Origin of the sequence: Pilibacter termitis, assembly GCF_900167335.1 — a bacterium.
Taxonomy (GTDB): Bacteria; Bacillota; Bacilli; order Lactobacillales; family Streptococcaceae; genus Pilibacter; species Pilibacter termitis.
In genome coordinates, this window is the sequence record NZ_FUXI01000028.1 from 1 (window position 1) to 19,285 (window position 19,285).

General features: G+C 39.4%; 17 protein-coding genes. 8 read left to right on the forward strand and 9 right to left on the reverse strand.

What is annotated here, in order from left to right:
• The coding region (locus B5D30_RS10540) for a mucin-binding protein (RefSeq protein ID WP_159443301.1) at positions 1-2,507 on the reverse strand (2,507 nt) is incomplete at its 3' end.
• A gap of 964 nt (positions 2,508-3,471) precedes the next feature.
• Here B5D30_RS10540 and B5D30_RS10545 point away from each other — a divergent pair.
• The 8 genes from B5D30_RS10545 to B5D30_RS10580 all read left to right on the forward strand — a co-directional run bounded on the left by B5D30_RS10545 (position 3,472) and on the right by B5D30_RS10580 (position 11,832).
• Complete coding sequence (locus B5D30_RS10545; protein ID WP_078808041.1) at positions 3,472-4,764, forward strand: homoserine dehydrogenase; 1,293 nt, start codon at positions 3,472-3,474, stop codon at positions 4,762-4,764.
• A 244-nt stretch (positions 4,765-5,008) separates the two neighbouring features.
• Positions 5,009-6,067 carry a threonine synthase gene (gene thrC, locus B5D30_RS10550; protein WP_078808042.1) on the forward strand — a complete coding sequence of 353 codons (1,059 nt, stop codon included), beginning with the start codon at positions 5,009-5,011 and terminating at the stop codon, positions 6,065-6,067.
• Complete coding sequence (thrB, locus tag B5D30_RS10555; RefSeq protein WP_078808043.1) at positions 6,064-6,939, forward strand: homoserine kinase; 876 nt, start codon at positions 6,064-6,066, stop codon at positions 6,937-6,939. The genes thrC and thrB overlap by 4 nt, the downstream gene beginning before the upstream one ends.
• 200 nt (positions 6,940-7,139) lie before the next feature.
• Positions 7,140-8,066: a homoserine O-succinyltransferase gene (locus B5D30_RS10560; RefSeq protein WP_078808044.1), complete on the forward strand. Its 927-nt coding sequence runs from the start codon at positions 7,140-7,142 to the stop codon at positions 8,064-8,066.
• Complete coding sequence (locus B5D30_RS10565) at positions 8,066-9,244, forward strand: MalY/PatB family protein (protein WP_078808045.1); 1,179 nt, start codon at positions 8,066-8,068, stop codon at positions 9,242-9,244. Before B5D30_RS10560 ends, B5D30_RS10565 begins: the two co-directional genes overlap by 1 nt.
• A 272-nt stretch (positions 9,245-9,516) precedes the next feature.
• Positions 9,517-9,750: a hypothetical protein gene (locus tag B5D30_RS10570; protein WP_078808046.1), complete on the forward strand. Its 234-nt coding sequence runs from the start codon at positions 9,517-9,519 to the stop codon at positions 9,748-9,750.
• Positions 9,751-9,861: 111 nt separating this feature from the next.
• Positions 9,862-10,959: a PLP-dependent transferase gene (locus B5D30_RS10575; protein WP_078808047.1), complete on the forward strand. Its 1,098-nt coding sequence runs from the start codon at positions 9,862-9,864 to the stop codon at positions 10,957-10,959.
• On the forward strand, positions 10,960-11,832 hold the full coding sequence (locus B5D30_RS10580) for a methylenetetrahydrofolate reductase (protein WP_078808048.1): 873 nt from the start codon (positions 10,960-10,962) through the stop codon (positions 11,830-11,832).
• Positions 11,833-11,883: 51 nt separating this feature from the next.
• Here the strand turns inward: B5D30_RS10580 and trpA are convergent, their stop codons facing one another.
• The 8 genes from trpA to B5D30_RS10620 form a co-directional block, all read right to left on the reverse strand.
• Positions 11,884-12,666: a tryptophan synthase subunit alpha gene (gene trpA, locus B5D30_RS10585; protein WP_078808049.1), complete on the reverse strand. Its 783-nt coding sequence runs from the start codon at positions 12,664-12,666 to the stop codon at positions 11,884-11,886.
• Entirely contained in the window at positions 12,666-13,865 is a 1,200-nt protein-coding gene (gene trpB / locus B5D30_RS10590) for a tryptophan synthase subunit beta (protein ID WP_078808050.1), read from the reverse strand. Before trpB ends, trpA begins: the two co-directional genes overlap by 1 nt.
• A gap of 10 nt (positions 13,866-13,875) precedes the next feature.
• Positions 13,876-14,493 (reverse strand): phosphoribosylanthranilate isomerase, encoded by a 618-nt coding sequence (locus tag B5D30_RS10595; RefSeq protein WP_078808051.1) that lies wholly within the window; start codon positions 14,491-14,493, stop codon positions 13,876-13,878.
• A complete protein-coding gene (gene trpC, locus B5D30_RS13980) occupies positions 14,483-15,250 on the reverse strand; it encodes an indole-3-glycerol phosphate synthase TrpC (RefSeq protein ID WP_078808052.1) in 768 nt (255 codons plus the stop codon). Before trpC ends, B5D30_RS10595 begins: the two co-directional genes overlap by 11 nt.
• A 3-nt stretch (positions 15,251-15,253) precedes the next feature.
• Positions 15,254-16,261: an anthranilate phosphoribosyltransferase gene (trpD, locus tag B5D30_RS13985; protein ID WP_078808053.1), complete on the reverse strand. Its 1,008-nt coding sequence runs from the start codon at positions 16,259-16,261 to the stop codon at positions 15,254-15,256.
• Positions 16,258-16,845 (reverse strand): aminodeoxychorismate/anthranilate synthase component II, encoded by a 588-nt coding sequence (locus B5D30_RS10610; protein ID WP_078808054.1) that lies wholly within the window; start codon positions 16,843-16,845, stop codon positions 16,258-16,260. The genes trpD and B5D30_RS10610 overlap by 4 nt, the downstream gene beginning before the upstream one ends.
• Positions 16,842-18,242: an anthranilate synthase component I gene (gene trpE / locus B5D30_RS10615; RefSeq protein WP_078808055.1), complete on the reverse strand. Its 1,401-nt coding sequence runs from the start codon at positions 18,240-18,242 to the stop codon at positions 16,842-16,844. Before trpE ends, B5D30_RS10610 begins: the two co-directional genes overlap by 4 nt.
• Positions 18,243-18,771: 529 nt before the next feature.
• The gene (locus B5D30_RS10620; protein WP_078808056.1) at positions 18,772-19,224 is read right to left on the reverse strand and encodes a GNAT family N-acetyltransferase; all 453 of its coding nucleotides are present in this window, start codon (positions 19,222-19,224) and stop codon (positions 18,772-18,774) included.
• Positions 19,225-19,285 lie beyond the last annotated feature (61 nt).

Below are 19,285 nucleotides of genomic sequence, written 5' to 3' on the forward strand. Positions count from 1 at the left end.
CCTGAATTGCTTACACTTGTGCTGATTGATGCACTGTTGCTTGTACTCATGCTAATACTTTCGCTCAGCGATACACTTGTCGACTCACTCTGACTGACAGAAATAGAAGCTGAGAGACTTTCACTCGTACTTACTGACTGAGATTGTGTATCTATCGCATAGGTAACTGTCGAATTTAAGGTTTGTGTTGCCGTGGCATTCGCAAAATTAATTGTACTATTATTTGTGACAGTTTTAACGTACCCAAAAACATCTGGAGCAGCTGGCGTTGGGAAGGCGATGTCGCCATTCGCATTTACTGAAACCGCTGGGTTTCCTGTACTATAACTCAAGGCAACAGGGTGTTGAGACATATTCCCTGAAACTGGATATGCGTTAAAATTACTTGTAATCTCAGCACCTGTAACCTTATCAATATAGTATAATTTATCGATTACAGTTGTTTCGCTATAGTTACTTGGCATAGAAGGTGCACCTGTGTAGGTGACATTATGCGTGATTGTTTTACTCTCAGTTACCAACTGACTATCATGGACTAGGCGAACTGTATAGTTCTGATCGACTGCGGGGTCATTATCAAACATTGTCGAACCATCTGTGAAATCACTTGATTTCAAAACGTAGCCAGCTGATTGATAGGCATTAATCTTCGTTGCACTTGTATGGTTGATCGCTGAATTACTATTCCCTATCACGTCAACGGTATCTAAAGTAGCACCTGTTGTATCATCAATATAGGTAATTCTTGCTTTTTGATCACCCGGTGCATAGGTAACGTATGTTTTTTGAACATTGCTATCTGTTGATAGATTTCCGTTATCCGTTGAATCTGTCGCAAGAGTTGGAACAATATTCGTTGGACTTGCTACACCGTTTACCATGAGATTATAACCCGAAACCCCTAAAGTAGTTACTTCTGGAAAGTCTGTCCCTGTGGTTGATGTTTGAGTGATCGTCTGCGTGCTACCATCAGGCTTGGTCACGATAATCTGACGTTCTTGGTAAGAAGGCAATACATAGAGCTTAAAGTCTTGTGGATTGCTATCTGTTGTTGACGTTCCATTATTCGTATCATCCACCTTGGTGTCCCAAGTTACTTGTTTTCCATCTGCACTCGTTATAGAATTGGATATCCCTTGTCCGACAACGGCATTATTCGCAACGAAATAATACCCTTGCATCGTTTGCTCTAAGGTGTTCATGGATTCGTTGGTTAACTTAGTGAAGCTACTTTGGTCAAGAACTGTATTGTTCGACTGGTTGATTACTTCCCTTCTGAGTAGTTGAGAATCACGTTGGTAAACGACATCTTTACTTTGCCCAGCAAACATTACTTTTGACGGATTTAAGCTTGCATCATAATGGTAACCGTTAACAAGCCCTAATCCTACCAAGTCAGGTGCACCGTACTGGGCAGTGGCTGTCGTATCATTATTCCCAATCCCTAATTTAGAACCTACTGGAATAATAAGCGTTGAAGATTTTGCTAGCGTATTGCCTGCATCATCTTTAAAATTAATTTGATGGGTACTTGAACGGTACTTACCAGTTAAAGTCTTTAGCTCTGCGTTCGCACTTCGACCAGTATTGTTCATGTTCCCCGTGATACCAATATAAATCGCTTGACCAACAGGAATACTAACTGTTAAATTTTGTGTTGAAGATGTCCCATTTGCAGTTTTCGATGTTATGGCTAATTGATGATTCGAAGCTGTATAGTTAAACGTCACATCAATCAACGTAGTAGCACTACTTACGTTGTTGTAATGGTTATCTTGATAGTTTCCTGCAGATGAAGCACCACCACTTTGCAAAATTGCATTATAACCGCCACTATTATGGAAACCTGCATAATACATGTATTTACCAGACTCAGTCGCATTATTTAAACTTCCCGAAGAGCCGGGTGCATTTGCACTACCTGTTCCCAATTTACTAGCTAAGTCTCCTGGTTCAACATTGGTAACATAAAAACCAGCTGCCGCAATATAGGGGGAAGTTGCTGTTACTCGCCCAGTAAATGAGAAATCACTGGCATCACTTATTCCTTGGTTAAAACCTGCTACATTACTTGTTGCAACTGCACCAGGCATTTGAAACACATTCCCACTCCAATAACCTTTCGCACCACTCCCTGAAAAAGCCAGTGTGGAGTTATTCGAAAAATTCGTGGCAACTTGTGGAGAAATATTCAGATCTCCGTTAACAGTAGTGTCTGGCAGAATTACATCTGTGAATGCTCGTGGAGCCATAGCTATGAGAGGTGAGCTCCCAGTGGCAGGATTCACTGCAGGAATCGTTGCACTTGTGCTTGTTCCCAATACTTTTTTACTTACTTCCTGTGCCGATGCGACACTAGAGTCGCTTGTCGCATTCAATGTTGCACCACCAAGTACCCCTGTTGTAGTGGTAATCATTGTGAACAACCAATTTTTCCCACTCTTGTGCATTTTATAATGCTCTTTTTGCGTGGAAAAACTCTTGCGTTTCCAATTTTTTTTACCCAAAATAAAACCCTCCTTATTTTTCATCTTGCATTTATTAACGAAAATTTTCGCTTTCCTACAAGAAATGTTCAAACATTGCTATACCTTAAAACCTGTATTTTAGGAAAAGAAAAGTAGGGAAATAAACTCAAAATCCTTCTAAAAAAATAGAAATTGCAAAAAGATTTAAAATTTCCTTATTTGACACAAACACCTCAATTATTGTTTATTTTGTTTGCAAGTAAAGAGACCCCCACAAAAACTATTGCAACCCATTTTAAAAGACTCCACTCCACTTGAGTTTTCCCAAATGTTTTATATTTATACTACATTTTTCATTTAATTATTCAAGATTTTTTTCGCTTTCAAACTTTTCAATGAGAACGTTCGTTTCTAACTCATCTTTTTTTAACCAAAACTAACCTCATAAAAATAGGTTATTTTTTGCAACTCTTATTGTTTGTCTTTTTTTCAACAATTCTCTGTTATTTAAAGTGAAAAATAGAGTGTTTTTTCCACTTTTTTATTCCTAATTTTCAATAAACTTACCACCTCTAATTTTTCATTTTTTTCCATTTTATAGAAATTTTTGAGAAAATGACTCGTTGTTCAAAAATCACATTCGTTCTTTCCATAGATTTTCTTGTGTTTTTGGCATTATAAAGACTCAAAACAAAATAACTTCACCTTTCAAATCTTTCCTATATATAGAAAAAAAAAGAAAAAAACCAATCGAAAAAAGAATAATACTTGACAAAACGAAACCCATACTTTTTAGAAATTTTTTAACCAAGGCTATTGGCATTTTCTCTTAAGAATGTTATACTATCAAAAATAAAGGGAGTTATATCCAACCAGAATCTCTATAACCGAATATTTTTTCAGAAAATATCGAAAAGTAATTCTTAATAGTTGACATATTCTCCTAAATAATATAAAGAATTTTATTTGTTACTAATTTTTTAATTGAGGAGATGATTTACACATGGTAAAAAAACTAAAAATCGGCTTACTTGGCTTAGGAACCGTTGGTTCTGGTGTTCCTTTAATTCTCACTAGCCACAAGGAAAAAATTGCACAAGTAACAGGAGCGGATATTGAGATTGGGAAAGTGCTTGTTTACAATGAGGAAGAAAAAAAACGTCAAGCAGAAATTTATCCTCACCTTGAGTTGACAACCGATTTTCAAGAAATCCTTGATGACAAAGAAATCGAAGTAGTTGTTGAGCTTATCGGGAAAATCGAGCCTGCAAAAACATATATTTCTCAAGCACTGAAATCTGGCAAACACGTGGTAACAGCGAATAAAGATTTGCTTGCAACACACGGACGTGAGCTTTCTACAATTGCTCAAGAGCAACAAGTGGACTTGTACTTTGAGGCTTCTGTTGCAGGGGGAATCCCGATTCTTCGCACACTTGCCAACTCACTTGCTGCGGATAATATCGAAAAAGTGCTAGGAATTGTCAATGGAACGACCAATTATATGCTAACCAAAATGTTGGAAGACGGCATTAGTTATGAGGTGGCATTGAAAAATGCTCAAGAACTTGGTTTTGCCGAAAGCGATCCGACAAATGATGTGGACGGCATTGATGCAGCATACAAAATGATTATTTTAACGAATTTTGCATTTGGAATGTTTATCGACTTTGATGACGTGAGCATTCGTGGGATTCGCTCCATTACAATGGAAGATGTAGAAATTGCGACACGTCTCGGTTATGAAATCAAACTAATTGGTACGTCAGAAAAAGTTAACGACAGCGTAACTGTTGAAGTTGCTCCAATGCTTGTATCGACACAACACCCTATCCATGCGGTGAAAAATGAGATGAATGCTGTCTTTATTAATAGCTCTGGATTGGGAGAGTCTATGTATTACGGTCCCGGTGCGGGAGCAAAACCTACGGCGACTGCAGTCGTTTCAGACATTATCACGATTGCAAAAAACATACGCTTAGGCATTACAGGCTCTCGTTTTAATTCTTATAAACTTGAGAAAAAATTGGCTGAGGACAACCTTTTGTTCAATAAATATTATTTCGCTTTAGAATCTGTTGACCGTTCTGGACAACTTCTTCTTCTGAGCAAAATATTTGCAGAAGAACACGGAAGTGTAGACCAACTCATTCAGCAAAAAACAAACGGCGAAATGGCACGCATTGTCGTAATAACACACGAAATCTCAAAACAACAACTGAAAAAAATCACAGAAAAAATCTCACAACAAGACAGCTTTAAATTATTAAACACATTCAAAGTATTGGAAGCTTAAAAGCGGAGAGGGGCGGTTTGAGGGCTGTCGCAGTGAGCCACGTCGTTTATTTACTCGCAACACAAGTTGCGAGCGACGTTGCGAACAGCGACCAGACCTCTGCCCCTCGGAGCTAGACAATTAAAAGCAGAGAAGGGCGGTTAGAAGTCTGTGGCAGTGAGCCACCTCGTTTCGATCGACATTATGAACAATCGCCAAACTCTTAAACCTCACATCCAAACAAAAGAAAGGTAGGAATTTTAAAATGTACGAAGGTTTATTAAAAAAATACGCTGAGTATTTGCCAGTAACAGAAAACACACCAATGATTTCACTTTGCGAGGGGAATACACCGCTAATTCCTTTGAAAAATTTATCCAAAGAACTAGGTATCACGCTTTACGGAAAATACGAGGGACTAAATCCTACTGGGTCATTTAAGGATCGCGGGATGTTCTTCGCCGTAGCAAAAGCAGTTGAATCAGGTGCAAAAGCAATTGTTTGTGCCTCAACAGGAAACACTTCTGCTGCTGCTGCTGCTTATGCAACACGTGCGGGAGTAAAAGCCTACGTTGTCATTCCCGACGGAAAAATCGCCCTTGGAAAATTGGCACAAGCCATTATGTACGGTGCTGAAATTATCGCAATCCCCGGAAATTTTGACGAGGCACTTAAAGCCGTTCGTGAAATCGCAGAAACGGAAGACGTTGCCTTAGTAAATTCTGTCAATCCTTATCGCTTGGAAGGGCAAAAAACAGCTGCTTTTGAAATTTGTGAAGACTTAGGAAACGCTCCTGATGTGTTAGCAATTCCCGTTGGGAATGCTGGAAATATTTCTGCTTACTGGAAAGGTTTCAAGGAATTTCATGAGAAAAAAGGCACAAGTTTGCCACGTATGCACGGTTTTGAGGCGGAAGGTGCTGCTGCGATTGTCAAAGGCGAAGTAATCGAACAACCAGAAACCATTGCCACTGCCATTCGTATCGGAAACCCTGCCAGCTGGAAACTTGCCGAGGCTGCTCGTGACGAAAGTGGCGGTCATATTGACAGCGTGACAGACGAAGAAATTTTGAACGCTTATCGCAAAGTTGCTGCTCAAGACGGTGTCTTTGTTGAACCGGGTTCTGCTGCAAGCCTTGCAGGTGTCATTCAGCACGTGAAAAACGGAAAAATCAAAGCAGGCGAGACTGTTGTTACTATTTTCACAGGAAATGGTCTAAAAGATCCTGATACTGCCATGAATGAAAGTAACATTACCATTCACAAAATGAGCGACCTTGAAGAAATGAGACAATATCTTCGCAATGGAGTGGCAAGCCTATGAAAATAACCGTTCCAGCAACAAGTGCAAATCTCGGCTGTGGTTTTGACTCTATCGGTATTGCGGTAAATCGCTATTTGACCATTGAAGTGCTTGAGAAGGCTGACGTTTGGCAAGTGGAGCATACGCTTGGTGAAGAGATTCCAAGCAATGCAGACAATTTACTAATCGAAACTGCTTTGCAAGTCAAAAGCGACCTTGTGCCACATCGTATAAAAATGACGAGCGATATTCCTTTGACAAGGGGCTTAGGCTCTAGCTCTAGCGTGATTGTTGCAGGAATTGAATTAGCCAATCAACTCGGAAAACTTGAGTTGACACAAGACGAAAAATTGAACATTGCTTGTAAAATCGAAGGACATCCTGATAATGTTGCTCCTGCTCTATTGGGAAACCTTGTTGTAGCAAGTTTTATCGACGGTGAGGCATATGCGATTCCGCTCCATTTTCCGTACTGTGCTTTGCTCGCCTATATTCCAAATACGGAACTTTCTACCAAACGAAGTCGTGAAGTATTGCCAAGTTCTCTCTCTTTTGAGGACGCTGTAAAAGCAAGTGCCATTTCAAATGTCATGATTGCCGCACTTAGCAAACATCACCTACATTTAGCAGGGAAAATGATTGAGCAAGATTTATTTCATGAAAAATATCGCACTCCTCTTGTACCAGAAATCACAACTATTCGTGAAATCGCCAAAAAACACAATGCCTATGCTACCTATCTATCAGGTGCAGGTCCAACCGTTATGATGTTTGTCGCCAGCAATCTGAGAAAAAATCTCGCTCTTGAGCTTGAAAAACTTGAGTTAGACGGCGAAGTGGTCTATTTAGAAATTGATCGAATTGGCGTAAACATCTCTGGTTTTGAGGATTGAAAATCAAAACGAATGGACATTTTAGTGTTCATTCGTTTTTTTTGCGATAATTATATTCTATCATAAACATTAAAAATAACTCACCTCATTTCATTGTTTTCTTTCGCACGAATTGTTAAACTGAATATACTTAGTAATTTTATGTTTAGATGCGTAATCTGAAAATTAAGACTAAAAATATGATTGTATGAGGTGAGGAAATGCCTGTTATTATTTCAAAAGAATTGCCCGCAGTGGAAACATTACAGAAAGAAAATATTTTTGCACTTGTGAAAGAACGTGCGAGTACACAAGATATTCGTCCATTGAAAATTGTCATTGTCAATTTAATGCCACAAAAAGAGGCGACAGAATTGCAACTTTTACGTTTACTCTCACAAAGTCCTATTCAATTAGACATCCGATTGCTGAAAATGCGAACGCACCGAGCAAAAACAGCATCCAATCACCACTTAGACAAATTCTATCAAGATTTTCTAAAACTTCAGCATGAAAATTTTGATGCTCTGATTGTCACTGGTGCTCCTGTTGAGACGATGCCGTTTGAAAAAGTCGACTATTGGGCGGAGCTTTGTGAGATTTTGAAATGGAGCCAAAAACACTGTTTCTCTTGCCTACATATTTGCTGGGGGGCTCAAGCAGGATTATTTTTCCATTATGGAATTGAAAAATATTTATACTCTCAAAAACTTTTTGGCATTTATACGCAACGTGTTTTAACCCCTCACCCTTTGCTTAGAGGATTTAACGACACCTTTGATTGTCCGCAATCAAGATATACAGGCATTCGACTAGAGGCAGGGGAATGTCCTGAATTGCAACATTTAGATGAAAATGCCGAAATCGGTTCGACTATTTTTGTTTCAAAAGACCAAAAAAATATTTTTGTCCTTGGTCATTTAGAATACGAAACAGAAACGCTCAAAGAGGAATTTCTTCGAGATTTGAAGAAAAATTTGCCGACAAGTATGCCACTCAACTATTTTGAGCAAAACAATCCTCACGGACGAATTGAAAACACGTGGAGATGTTCAGCTAGTCTTTTCTTCCATAACTGGATAAACGAAATTTATCAGCAAACACCTTACGATTTGGCGGAACTTGGGCAATATGTGGAGGAAAATTAATGGAAAAATTTATTGAAACTTACAAAAGAGAACGGAAAAACACCAATTCATTAAAATGGGATTTATTAGAAGAACGTTATGGAGACGCAAATCTTCTACCTTTGTGGGTGGCGGATATGGATTTTGCAACTCCGATTGGTGTTCAAGAGGCGTTACGGAAAAAGGTAGACGAAGGCATTTTTGGCTATGCGATTGTTCCGAAAGACTATTTTTCAGCCTTTGATGCGTGGCAAAAACGACATAGCGGAGCAAAATTTGAAGAAAACTGGCTTTATTTTTCAACTGGTGTGGTTCAAGCACTCTATCATTTGATTGATTGTTTTACAAAATCAGGAGATAAAATATTGATTCAACCACCCGTTTATTATCCGTTTTTCCAAGCAATCGAAAGACAAAATCGCACGCTCCTCTCTTCTCCTTTGAAAAATAATAATGGAAATTATGAAATGGATTTTAAAGATTTGGAGCAACAATTTCAAACAGAAGATATTAAAATGATGATTTTCTGTTCTCCTCACAATCCCGTAGGCAGAGTTTGGCGAGAGGACGAATTGAAACGATTGATTGATTTATGCGAAAAATATCAAGTTCTCCTTCTTTCTGATGAAATTCACGGAGATTTGATTCAACCAGAATACTCGTTTACTTCTATGATTTCAGTTGCTGAAAAAAGGCAACATGATTGGTTGATTGTACTAAATGCACCAAGCAAAACATTTAATTTGGCAAGTCTGCTCAATGCACATCTGTTCATTCCAAGCGAAAAAAGGCGAAACGTCTTTGAAAAATGGAAGTTGGCTCATTGGGAAACGGAATACTCTTCACTCGGGCAAATTGCTGCAATGAGTGCCTATCAAACGGGAGATGAATGGCTAGAAAATATCCTAAAAATCGTCCGTTATAATTACGAATTGCTGAAAAATCAACTTTCCGAGGCAATTCCTGCAATAAAAATCGCTGAATTGCAAGGAACTTACCTCGCATGGCTTGATTGTCGAAATTGGATTGATGAACAGGAGATAAAAAATTATGTGCAAAATTTAGCAGGTCTTGCAATTGACTACGGCGAATGGTTTTCAAGCGACACAAAAGGATTTATCCGTATCAACCTCGCAACCACACCAGAGATAATCCAAAAAGCAATCAACCAACTTATCATGGTGGAAAACGAAAAGTAAAGAGGGGCGTTCAGGAGCTTGTCGTAGTGAGCCACAGCATTTACTTGCTGGAAACGAAGTTTCCAGTGCTGTTGCGAACAGCGACCAAACTCCTGCCACTCGGAGCTAGACAAAGAAAAGCAGAGAGGGGCGGTTAGGAGTTTGTCGCAGTGAGCCATGCCATTTACTTGCCTGAAACAGAGTTTCAGGTGGCATTGCGAACAGCGACCAAACTCCTGACACTCGGAGCTAGACAAAGAAAAGCGTAGAGGGGCGGTTAGGAGCTTGTCGTAGTGAGCCACAGCATTTACTTGCTGGAAACGAAGTTTCCAGTGCTGTTGCGAACAGCGACCAAGATCCTGCCACTCGGTGCTAGACAAAGAAAAGCTACGAGGGGCGTTCAGGAGCTTGTCGTAGTGAGCCACAGCATTTACTTGCTGGAAACGAAGTTTCCAGTGCTGTTGCGAACAGCGACCAAGCTCCTGCCCCTCATAGCTAGACAAAGAAAAGCAAAGAGGGGCGGTTAGGAGTTTGTCGTAGTGAGCCATGCCATTTACTTGCCTGAAACAAAGTTTCAGGTGGCATTGCGAACAGCGACCAAACTCCTGACACTCATAGCTAGACAAGGAGAAAACAAAATGACCAACTACAAACCAGAAACAAAATTAGCACAATTGGGCAATCGCTCTGACAAAGTAACAGGTGCTATCGCTACCCCGATTCACCTTTCTACAACATTTTCACACCCTGCTTTCAAAGAAAGTACAGGATATGACTACACGAGGACGGCAAGTCCGACAAGAGATATTTTAGAGCAAGGCTTGGCAGAATTGGAAGAAGGCAAAAGAGCGGTGGTGACAAGCTCTGGCATGGCTGCCATTCAGTTAGTCCTTAACCATTTTCCAAATAACTCCAAGTTTTTAGCAAGTCGTGATTTATATGGTGGCTCTTTTCGCTATTTTGACTACCTAGAAACACAAGGAATTGCTACATTTTCCTATTTTTCAGACGAAGAAAGTTTCCTTGAGCTGATAAATGATGAAATTGATGCGATTTTTTTGGAAACGCCAACGAATCCATTGATGAATGTAATGGATATTGAGTGGGTGACAGATAAAGCGAAAAAACATGGTGCTTTACTCATTGTTGACAATACTTTTTTAACTCCTCTACGTCAGAAACCATTGACTTTAGGAGCTGATATTGTCATTCATTCTGGAACGAAATATTTAAGTGGTCATAACGACATTTTAGCAGGTGTGGTGGTGACAAATGATGAAGAATTAGGCGAAAAATTGTACTGGATTTCCAATACGACAGGGCCGACTTTGTCCTCTTTTGACTGTTGGCTTTTTATTCGTAGTTTAAAAACACTTCCTCTCAGATTTGCACAACAGGAAAAAAATGCTAAAAAAATCGTTGAAGTATTGAAAAAAAGTGAGAAAATCAAAGATGTTCTCTATGTCGGTGTCGGTGCGATGATTTCTTTTCGAGTGCAAGACGAAAAAAAAATCGGAGATTTTTTATCCAAACTAAAACTCGTCACATTTGCAGAAAGTCTGGGAGGGATCGAAACGCTTGTGACATATCCTACTACTCAAACACACGCAGATATTCCAGAAAAAGTGCGGGAGTCTTATGGTTTAACCCCTGATTTACTTAGACTTTCGGTTGGAATTGAAAATGTGGATGACATTGCTTGCGATCTACTTCAAGCGTTGGAGGAGAGCGTATAGATGAAAATTGAAGAGATTTATCAACAACGGAAAAATGAGAAAAAACCAGTCATTTCACTTGAAATTTTCCCACCGAAAAAGGATAGCGGAATTGAAACACTTTACCAAATGATGGACGATTTAAAAGAGGTGAAACCTGATTTTATCTCAGTAACGTATGGTGCAGGTGGGTCTTCTCTTGTCGAAAATAAAACGCTTGAACTTGCAAGTTTTATCAAGGAAAATTATAACATCGAAACGCTTCATCATCTGACGTGTGTCAATAAAACAAAAGAGGAAATTGACCAAATCGTAAAAGAAATTCAGAAAAAAGGAATTGAGAATATTTTAGCTTTACGTGGGGATATTTCAGGAGAACTAACTGTTTCTGATTTTCCTTTTGCCAAAAATCTTATCCGAGAAATTCATCAGTTGGGCGATTTTTCAGTGGGTGCTGCTTGCTATCCAGAAGGACATATTGATGAGCTTTGTTCGCAGGAAAATACGGCACATCTGTTAGCAAAAGAGCAGGCAGGAGTAAATTTTTTCATCTCACAACTGTTTTTTGAAAACGAACGTTTCTACCGTTTGCTAGAAAATGCACGTGCGGCAAGAATTTATACACCGATTTCCGCAGGCATTATGCCAATTATGAGCCGAAAACAAGTCGAGAGAATGATTTTTCTATGCGGGGCAAGTTTGCCTACGGAGCTAATCAAGATTATTCATAAATACGAAAATGATTTGGACAGTCTGAGAAAAGCAGGTCTTGAATATGCTTTAAACCAAGCAGACGACCTAATTCAACAAGGCGTTGAGGGGATTCATTTTTACTCAATGAATCAAAGCTATGTAGCAACTTCTGTTTTGCAGAGGTATGGTGGGGAGCATTAGATAGCAAACAGCATGAAATCATTTTCGACTTCATGCTGTTTTTTTAACCTCTTATTTTTTCAATGAAACCAACAATTTACGAACGAAATCACTGATTTCTGTTTTCTTTCCTTTGTTCAACCCGTCAACAATATAGCTCCCAACAATCACGCCGTCACAATGTTTGCGGAATGCTTGTGCTTGTTCTATGCTTGAAATACCAAAACCTGCGAGAACAGGAAGAGTGCTATTTTCCGTCAAAAAACTTAGGTTTTCAAAAATCTTATCGGAATAGTCGCTTTTCGTACCTGTCACACCGTTGATTGCTACCGTATAAACAAAGCCCTCACCGTGATTGACAAGCATTTTCATTCGCTCTTTGTCCGTGGTTAGTGAAACGAGCGGGATAAGTGAAAGATCGCTGTCTTTCGTAAAACGTGTAATCATCTCACTATGCTCAAACGGAACATCTGGTACAATCAAGCCTTTTACGGCAGTATGTTCCAAATCCGCTACAAATTTTTCCACACCATATACAAAAACTGGGTTAAAATAAGTCATCAAAATAAGTGGGGTTTTTACTTTGATTGTTTGCAATTGAGCAATGATTGCTTTTAGACTTGTTTCGTTCTCCAACGCACGAATGGCTGCCTCTTGGATAACAGGACCGTCTGCTACGGGGTCTGAAAACGGAATGCCCACTTCAATTGCACTCGCCCCTAATTCTTCTAAGTAGAGCAATGTTTCTTCCAATCCGTCTAATCCTAACGCATGGTCGCCTGCCATGATGTACGGCACAAAAATTCCTGCGTTTTCTTCTTTTAGTGTATTCAAGTGTTTCGTTAAAGTTTTCATTAACTAATCCCCCCTTTTTCAAATCTATCTTTAAGCTGAGCGACATCCTTGTCTCCTCGACCAGAAAGACAAAGAATGATGATTTTATCTTTTCCATATTGCTTAGCGATCTCTGGTAATTTGCTGATAGCGTGAGAGCTTTCAAGTGCTGGGATAATTCCTTCTGTTTGGCAAAGAAGTTTAAATCCTTCTAGTGCCTCGTCATCTGTTGCGGCAATGTACTTCACTCGTCCCGTCTCATCCCAATGACAATGCTCAGGTCCAAGTCCCGGATAATCAAGCCCTGCCGAAATTGAGTATGCTTCTTGAATTTGCCCGTTTTCATCTTGTAAAATTTTCATCAAATTTCCATGCAGAACACCGTCTTTTCCACGATTAATACTTGCAGCTGTCTCCGTTGTATCTAGCCCACGACCAGCAGCTTCTACCCCAATCATTGCCACTTCGCTATCGTTGACAAATGGATAGAAAAGTCCTGCTGCATTTGAGCCACCGCCACAACAAGCGATTAACACATCTGGCAAACGACCTTCTTTTTCCAAAATCTGTTCTCTTGCCTCTTTACCTATTACGCTTTGAAAGTCTCTCACCATTTCTGGAAATGGTGCAGGGCCTGCTGCTGTGCCTAAAACATAGTGCGTATCCTCTACTTCTGCTACCCATGCTCGTAATGCCTCGTTTACAGCATCTTTTAGCACTCGTGAGCCTGTGGTAACTGCGTGAACTTTCGTCCCCAACAATTCCATACGAAATACGTTGAGTGCTTGGCGTTTCACGTCCTCCTCGCCCATATACACTTTACATTCCATGCCAAAAAGTGCTGCTGCTGTGGCTGTGGCAACTCCGTGCTGCCCTGCCCCAGTTTCTGCGATGATTTTGGTTTTCCCCATTCTTTTTGCCAACATTACTTGAGCAAGAGCGTTATTGATTTTATGGGCTCCCGTGTGGTTCAAATCCTCACGTTTTAAATAAATTCTTGCTCCTCCTAATTTTTCTGACAAATTCTTCGCATAATAAAGCGGATTTTCTCGACCAACATAGTCTTTCAGAAGATAATTCAATTCCTTTTGAAATTCTTCATCCTCTTTGATTTCATCATATGCTTGTTTTAACTCTTTGACTGCACTCATCAAGGTTTCTGGAACAAATTGCCCGCCGTAAGTGCCGAAAAATCCTTTGTTGTCTGGTTTTTGATACATAATAAACCTCCTAATTTTTTAGCTGATTATTTTTCACCGTTTGTATAAAATCTTTTATTTTCCTTATGTTTTTTTCACCGTTCACCTCAACACCGCTTGAGACATCTACACCTGTCGGGTGAAAATATTGGATTGCTTGTACGACATTTTCACTTGTTAAACCACCTGCAATAAAAAATTGGTAGTTAGAAAGTTGTGAAACGTCTACTTTTTCCCATTCAAAACGCTCGCCATTGCCTCCTGCAAATTTTCCTGACGGAGCATCAAGCAAAATAGTATGCTCATGAAATTCTTTTATCCCCTCTGGAAGTTTGCCCTCTTCAACACTAAACGCTTTTAAAATTGGTACGTTTATTTCATTTGCATAGTCAATACTCTCACTTCCGTGCAATTGAACCATGTCAAGCGGCACTTCTTCGATAAGTTCTTTCACTTTCGTCAAATCTTCGTCGACAAAAAGACCGACTTTCACAATCCCGTCTGGTATGAGCTTTGCTAGAGATCGAGCTTGCTGTTTCGTGATTTTTCGCTTGCTTTTAGCAAAGACAAAACCGATGTGTGTTGCTCCATTTTCTACCGCCGCTTGAACTGCCTCTTGTGTTTTTAACCCACATATTTTAATCAACATTTCGTCTCACCTGAAGGCGACTTGCCGCCGTTTTCGCATCTTTTTCTTTCATCAATGCCTCGCCCACTAAGACTGCACGATAATTTTCCGCCACTTTTTTCGCCTCTACCGCTGATTTTATCCCAGATTCTGAAATATAGAAAACGCCTGATTTTTGAAGTTTCGCAAGGTGCAAACTCGTTTCTATCGACACTTCAAATGTTTTCAAATTTCGATTGTTCACACCGATTAAATTGCCACCAATGGAATGGGCAACCGCAAGTTCCTCCTCGTTATGCACTTCTACCAAAACTTCTAAGCCAATCGAAGTAGCATATTCATAAAGTACTTGTAATCTTTCTTTCGATAACGCTGCAACAATCAATAAAATCATCGTCGCTCCAGCATTTACCGCTCGATTCACTTGTTTTTCGTCAATAATGAAGTCTTTATTTAAAACGGGCAACTCTACATTTTTTGCGACCAATCGCAAGTCTTCAATATTTCCTTTGAAAAACACAGGGTCAGTTAAAACGGAAATCGCTGAAACATTCGCTTGCTCGTATTGTTTGGCTTGATTTAGCACGTCCACTTCCATATTGATCGCACCAAGAGAGGGTGAGGCACGCTTTACTTCGGCAATGATTTGTAAATTTTGTTCATTTTTCCTCAATCTTTCGATAAAAGAAGTCGTTTTTCTTACTTTCCCTACTTTCTCTAAAGGCATTTTGGCAACTTCTTTTTCCTTTTCCAATAATATTTTTTCTAAAAAATCCATTGTTTACCCCCTTTGCACACGTTGCATTTCTTCTAATTTTTGATAGGCAACTCCATTATCTAACAACTCTCTTGCAAGTTCAATCCCCTCTTTTACAGTAGTCGCTTTGTCCGCCGCATAAAAGCCTAATCCTGCGTTTAATAAAGTTGTTTCTTTGTAAGGAGAATTTTCACCTTTTAGTACGCTTTTCAAGATTTCAGCATTTTCATGTGGCTCGCCCCCACGAATCTCCTTGACCGAAATTTCCTTTAAACCAACGCTTGCTGCATCAAATTCATGAAGTGTGATTTCGCCATTTTCAAGAAGAGCATATTGATTTACACCAGACAAACTTGCCTCGTCCATGTTCTCAGGACCGCTAATGACCACTGCTCGCTTACGTCCTAGCTCTTTTAGCGTTTCCGCCGTTTGAGCGATTAAATCTCTCCTTGACGTTCCCATTAATTGATATTCTAGCGGAACTGGATTGGTCAGCGGGCCAATCAAATTCATAATCGTTGGAATTTCTAACTCTCTGCGTACCCCTGTAATAAAACGCATATTCGGGTGCAAATGTTGAGCGAATAAAAAGACAAGACCTGTTTCATCTAAAATTTCCCCTAAACGCTCAGCTGGCAAGTAAAGATTAATGCCTAGAGTTTCCAAAACATCTGCACTGCCAGATTTTGAGCTAATGGAACGATTCCCATGTTTTGCCATGTTCACCCCGCCAGATGCTAAAACAAAGGCTGAAGTAGTCGAAACATTAAAACTGAAACTTCTATCTCCTCCTGTTCCGCAATTATCCATAATTCCTACTCTTTTTGTAGGGATTTTCGTCGCATTTCGTTGGATAACTTCAGCAAGACCTGCCATTTCAACAGCACTTTCACCTTTCATTTTCAAAGCGATTAAGAAAGAAGAAACTTGTGCGTCCGTTAATTCTCCTTGAAAAATAGATGTTCCCACTTGCAAAATTTCATTGCGGTTCAAATTTTCACGATCAATAATTTTTTCTAATAGTCCTTTCATTTTCTTGCCTCCTCATTATTAGTGATTTTCACAAAGTTCTCAATCATTTTTAGTCCCTCTGGTGTCGAGATAGACTCTGGGTGAAATTGTAGTCCAAAAAGATTCAATTTTTCATGCTCAAACGACATAATTTCCGCATCTCCCTCACTTCGTGAAGTAATTCTTAATTCACTAGGAAAACTCGCCTCCTCAACTACAATCGAGTGATAACGCATTGCTGTAAATTCTCTTGGAATTTCTTGGAAAATTTCACTTTCACCCGTATGTGTCACTTGACTTTCCTTGCCGTGCATGGTTTCCTTTGCCAAAATCAATTTCCCACCTAACACTTCGACAATCGCCTGATGTCCTAAACAAATTCCAAGCATTGCTTTTTTTCGATAGAAATGTTCAATCACTTTTTCAAGATTTCCCGCCTCACTCGGCCAACCGGGTCCCGGCGAAAGCACGATACCACTCGCTTTTTCTAACTCTTCAAACAGATTTTTTGCGTCATTTCGGATGACTTTCACCTCGGTAAAAGTGCCAAGATATTGAGCTAAATTGTGCGTAAAGGAATCGTAATTATCGACTAAAACAATCATGAAATCACCCCGTTTTCTATTTTGTTATACTCATGCTCTTCAACTTCTAGCAATGCTTTTGCTTTGTGCAAAGTTTCCTCATATTCTTTTTCAGGTTCAGAGTCAAAGACAATTCCAGCTCCCGCTTGCACATAAGCTTTTTTATCCTTGACAACCATTGTCCGAATGGCAATAGCAAAATCGCAAGAATCATTTTGCGAAAGATAGCCGACAGCACCGGCATATACACCACGCTTAACTTTTTCAAATTCATAAATTCTTTGCATTGCACGAATTTTTGGTGCTCCTGACACAGTCCCTGCTGGAAGTAAAGATTTTAGTGCGTCCATTGAGGTGTAACTTTGCTTTAATTGTCCTGTAACAACGGACACTAAGTGCATTACATAGCGATATTTCTCTACGGTCAAGTAAAGTGGCACTTTGACGGAGCCGATTTCGGATATTTTTCCTATATCATTTCTGCCCAAGTCTACAAGCATTTTGTGTTCTGCTAACTCTTTTTCGTCATTTTCTAACTCTTGCTCTAGTGCGAAATCTTCTTGCGGTGTCACACCACGCTTTCTAGTCCCTGCGATTGGATTGGTGGACACCACCCCGTCTTTGACCGAAACCAAACTCTCAGGAGACGAACCGATAATTTGCGTATCGCCAAAATCAATGAAATACAAATAACTTGACGGGTTACTTTGTCGTAATTTTCGGTAGTAGGCAAACGGGTCGTAGGGAAAATCTGCTGACAAACGCTGACTTGGCACCATTTGGAAAATATCCCCTTGCCGAATGTACTCTTTTGCGTTCTTGACAATTTCCATAAATTCTTGCTTTGTATAATTACTCTTGTAATCCAATTTGGGAATGGTAATCTGCTGGTATTCCGTCTCTTGCACGTTTAACACTTCCTGCATTTTTTCTTCGATTGCCAAATCCAACTCCGCCTCACTCCTCTTCGAGTAAGTATCTTCCTCGACAAAATAAATCCTCTCTTTTTGGTGGTCAATGAGTACATAAGAGTCAAAGAGGAAAAAACGCATATCGTCTAGTCCAATTTCATCTGGCGGAATTTCACCAATATCCTCATAACAAGCGAATACATCATAACCAACATACCCAATTGCCCCACTTTGAAACGGTAAGTCTTCGACTAATTTTTCTTTTTTCACCACGTATTTTTCTAACTCTTTTAACGGGTCAAGGCAAGGGAAACTTTCCTTGTCTAGCTGAAAAATTCCAGCATGGTAACGACACTCATGCACTGGGTCAAGTGCGATAATGGTATATCTCGCCTTTTCCTTTTCTCGTGGAATACTTTCTAACATCGTCTTATTTTTTCCTTTTAACCGCAAATAAACAGCTACTGGAGTTAAAAAATCTGCGTTCATCACTTTTATTTTTCTCATAACAACCTCCATTTTCTATAAAAAAACACCCCAGACTAATAGCTAGTCTGAGGGTGCAATTGCACGGTACCACCTCTTGATAACTTTCCAAAGTACACGAACACCCTCACACCAAATAAATGGTATGAGGGTGTTTCACACGGTGCCACCTCGCAAAAAGTTTCGCTCATCACTGTCTAACAACAGCATACTCTATATTGGGAGCACCCAGTATTCCTTAATAAGCTAAGCCGTTCGGAATACAATTTGAAAGTCCATTCACCTCTCACCTACTACTAACTCCCACCAAACGTCAGCTCTCTAAAAATAAGTTGAAAGGATACTACTCTTTCTTCAATCTGTTTTTATATTACATTTATTATACCTAAATTTTTTTGAATGTCAAAGGAAATTTTTAGAGGTGCCATAACTGTCTGAATATTACACAGCACACCAAAAGTCTGCACTCATCGCAATTTCATTCAATATTTTTATTTTCTATCCCACTATTTCTTCCGTTAAATGTTATAAAAAATATGCAATATTTAGGCTAAGAATTATTCTCTCTTCCCTCTCCAACAAATCCATGCTCCTCCATCCACTCTATCTCATGACCTCTAAATTTCACAAGTCCTGTATTCAAAGGTCTAAAACCAAGTTTGACGTACCAATCCATTGACCACGGAGCTGTATAAAGTGTGATAATTTGTCCATGAGCAAGTTTTACGAGAGTTTCCATGATTTTTCTACCGATTCCTTGTTTGTGATATTTTTCCTTTAGAGCGATATTGTAAATTTCTGCGTGAGAAACACCGTCAGATATAGCTCTACCACAACCGATAACTTTATTCTCCTCATCCAACACAAACACTTTATACAAGCTATTTTGAAATGCAAGCTCAATTTTTTCGGTTGGCAAATCTGTTAAACCATAGTAATGTAACAAATCTTTAATCTGTTCGTACTCGATATTTTCATCTGTTGTGACAATTTTATATGACATGAAATCCTCCTTTTTTTGAATAGATGCAATGAGCTGAAGTCTGGCAACTGTTCACAATGTC

Coding starts and splice junctions, on each gene's coding strand:
- B5D30_RS10580 (WP_078808048.1), top strand. CDS start 10,960: ATGAAAATTGAAGAGATTTATCAACAACGGAAAAATGAGAAAAAACCA.
- B5D30_RS10565 (WP_078808045.1), top strand. CDS start 8,066: ATGGAAAAATTTATTGAAACTTACAAAAGAGAACGGAAAAACACCAAT.
- B5D30_RS10595 (WP_078808051.1), bottom strand. CDS start 14,493: ATGTTGATTAAAATATGTGGGTTAAAAACACAAGAGGCAGTTCAAGCG.
- trpC (WP_078808052.1), bottom strand. CDS start 15,250: ATGGATTTTTTAGAAAAAATATTATTGGAAAAGGAAAAAGAAGTTGCC.
- B5D30_RS10560 (WP_078808044.1), top strand. CDS start 7,140: ATGCCTGTTATTATTTCAAAAGAATTGCCCGCAGTGGAAACATTACAG.
- trpB (WP_078808050.1), bottom strand. CDS start 13,865: ATGTATCAAAAACCAGACAACAAAGGATTTTTCGGCACTTACGGCGGG.
- trpD (WP_078808053.1), bottom strand. CDS start 16,261: ATGAAAGGACTATTAGAAAAAATTATTGATCGTGAAAATTTGAACCGC.
- thrB (WP_078808043.1), top strand. CDS start 6,064: ATGAAAATAACCGTTCCAGCAACAAGTGCAAATCTCGGCTGTGGTTTT.
- B5D30_RS10620 (WP_078808056.1), bottom strand. CDS start 19,224: ATGTCATATAAAATTGTCACAACAGATGAAAATATCGAGTACGAACAG.
- B5D30_RS10610 (WP_078808054.1), bottom strand. CDS start 16,845: ATGATTGTTTTAGTCGATAATTACGATTCCTTTACGCACAATTTAGCT.
- B5D30_RS10545 (WP_078808041.1), top strand. CDS start 3,472: ATGGTAAAAAAACTAAAAATCGGCTTACTTGGCTTAGGAACCGTTGGT.
- trpE (WP_078808055.1), bottom strand. CDS start 18,242: ATGAGAAAAATAAAAGTGATGAACGCAGATTTTTTAACTCCAGTAGCT.
- B5D30_RS10575 (WP_078808047.1), top strand. CDS start 9,862: ATGACCAACTACAAACCAGAAACAAAATTAGCACAATTGGGCAATCGC.
- trpA (WP_078808049.1), bottom strand. CDS start 12,666: ATGAAAACTTTAACGAAACACTTGAATACACTAAAAGAAGAAAACGCA.
- thrC (WP_078808042.1), top strand. CDS start 5,009: ATGTACGAAGGTTTATTAAAAAAATACGCTGAGTATTTGCCAGTAACA.